The following is a 2373-nucleotide window of genomic DNA, read 5'->3' on the forward strand; positions in this document are numbered from 1 at the left end:
TGTTCGGCAAGCGCGGTGGCGACGTAGCCGCCGCTGGAGTGCCCGACCACGGCGACGTGACGAAGGCCGAGGTCGTCCAGCAGCGCCGCCACCTGGCCCGCCTGCGCAGGCACGTCGTACGACGGCGCGGGCGGGGACTGGCCGCAGCCCGGCAGGTCGACCCGGATGACGTGATGGTGGCCGGCCAGTGCCGGGACCACCGGGCTCCAGAAGCCGCCCGAGGCCCCCGATCCGTGGATGAGCAACAACGGCGGCGCCTGCCGCGGGCCGTCATGGACCACGTGCATCCCATGGGAGTGCTCAATGTCGTACTCACTCATGCGGAGACTATGCACGGGCGGTCGAGCGTCAGTCTTGGACAAATGTCCCCGCGGAGTTGCAGACCGGCGGCCGTCACCACAACGGCTGTACCGAGGTCCCCAAGGCCGGAACACGGGCCTGGCGGGCTCATTCCCGCGCGGCGGGAGCCATGGAGAGGTTCCAGAAGTCGGCGTAGCGGCCGCCATGGTCGAGCAGTTCGTCGTGGCTGCCTTCCTCCACGATCCGGCCGCCGTCCAGAAAGACGATGCGGCCGGCGCGTTGGACGGTCCGCATCCGATGCGCCACCATCACCACCGTCCGGCCCGCCATCAGGCGCTCGATGCCCTCATGGACGGCCGCCTCGTTGACCGGGTCCAGCGCCGAGGTCACCTCGTCCAGCAGCACGATGGGCGCGTTCTTCAGCAGCGCCCGCGCGATCGAGACACGCTGGCGCTCACCACCTGACAGCAGCGCGCCGCCCTCGCCGACGTTCGCCGCCCATCCGCCGGGCAGTCGCTCGATCACCTCGTCCAACCGCGCCGCAGTCGCCGCCGCGCGCACCTCGGCCACGCTGGCGTCGGGACGGCCCAGGCGCACGTTCTCCTCGATCGTGCCGTCGAAGAGATAGACTTCCTGGAAGACGATGGCGATCCGCGCCATCAACGCCTCGGTGCTGATCGCGCGCACGTCCACGCCCCCCACGCGCACCGCGCCGGCGTCCACGTCGTAGAAGCGCGCCAGCAGCTGCAGCAGCGTGCTCTTGCCCGAGCCGGACGGCCCGACGACCGCGAGCCGCTGTCCCTCAGGGACGGTGAGCGACACCTCGTCGAACACCGTGTGCACGCCGTGCCGGAAGGCGACGGCGTCGAGCTCGAGGCCGTGGTGCGTCGGCTGGATCGGCTCGCGCGGTTCCCGCAGCGGCTCGGTGCGCAGCACCGTCTCGAGTCTGGCCAGCTCCGAACGCGCGCCGCGGAGTTTGCCGCCGATGTCCGACAGCGACAGCAGCGGGTCGGCGCAGCGGGCGGCCAGCACCAGGATCGCCAGGATCTCCGCCGCGCCGATGTTCCCGCCGAGCGCGAGGTAGGCGCCCAGGACCAGTAGCCCGGTGAAGATCGTCTGCACGGTGAGCGTCAGCCCCACGGCGCTGGGCAGCGTCGCCAGCACGGTACGGCGGGAGGCGCGCTGGGCATCCAGCAGTGAGTCGTCGAGCAGCTGGAAGCGTTCGCCGGTCCGGCCGCCGGCCCGCAGCACCGGCTGAGCCTGGAGGAATTCGATGACGCGCCCGCTGGCCTCCTGGTCGCGTTCGTGACGCTCGGCGTCGGCGGCGGCCGTCGCGCGTGCCGTCCAGACCTGGATCGCCGCCACGACGGGTGCGGCGAGCAACGCGGCCAACCCCATCCGCCAGTTGAAGGCGGTCATCACGGCCACGATGGTCAGGGGCGTGACCAGGGCGGAGATGAACGGTGCCAGCAGATGCGCGGCCACGCCCATGGCTTGCAGGAGGCCGCGGCCGGCCAGGACGGACACCTCGCCAATGCGAGCGGCGTTGTACCAGCCGAGGGGGAGGCGGGCCAGATGCTGGCCGAGCCGGTGATACATGCCGCGCAACATGGTGGTCCCGACCCGCATGCCGGACAAGTCGCTGATGTAGCGCAGCACAGCGTAGAGGGCGACCGCGGACCCGAACGCGACCAGCCAGGGCACGGCGTTCGCGGGCGTGCTGCCGAGCAGCGCCCGCAGCACCGGGACCAGCAGCGCGTAGGACAAACCTTCGACCACCGCGGTGATCGTCATCAGGATCACGGTACGGCGCATCGCCCGGGCGTACTCGTCTCCGAGCACGCGCAGCAGCATTCGGATCATCGGGGCTCGTCTCCTCGCAGGACGCCATCGTGGGTTTCGATCTCGGCGGATTGGTGGGATCGCCAGAACGCGGCGAACCTTCCGCCTCGTGTCAGCAGGTCGGCGGGTCTGCCGTGTTCGACGATCGCTCCGTCCTCCAGCACCACGACGGTGTCGGCGTCGGCGACCGTCTCCAGCCGGTGGGCGATGACGACGATCGTGCGGTCGCCG

At 71.0% G+C, this 2373-nt stretch carries 2 protein-coding genes and 1 pseudogene; all 3 read right to left on the reverse strand.

Going from position 1 to position 2373, the window contains the following annotated elements; genetic code table 11:
• The coding region (locus tag AB0H64_RS44870; RefSeq protein WP_357638067.1) for an alpha/beta fold hydrolase at positions 1-320 on the reverse strand (320 nt) is incomplete at its 3' end.
• Positions 321-447: 127 nt separating this feature from the next.
• The gene (locus tag AB0H64_RS44875; RefSeq protein WP_357638070.1) at positions 448-2154 is read right to left on the reverse strand and encodes an ABC transporter ATP-binding protein; all 1707 of its coding nucleotides are present in this window, start codon (positions 2152-2154) and stop codon (positions 448-450) included.
• A gap of 5 nt (positions 2155-2159) precedes the next feature.
• A pseudogene (locus AB0H64_RS44880) lies at positions 2160-2373 on the reverse strand (ABC transporter ATP-binding protein); the annotation flags it as partial.

The organism is Nonomuraea sp. NPDC050733, assembly GCF_040654215.1.
GTDB lineage: Bacteria > Actinomycetota > Actinomycetes > Streptosporangiales > Streptosporangiaceae > Nonomuraea.

What these genes read in the sequence shown, in the direction of transcription:
- AB0H64_RS44875 (WP_357638070.1), bottom strand. Translation starts at nt 2,154, where the DNA reads ATGCTGCTGCGCGTGCTCGGAGACGAGTACGCCCGGGCGATGCGCCGT.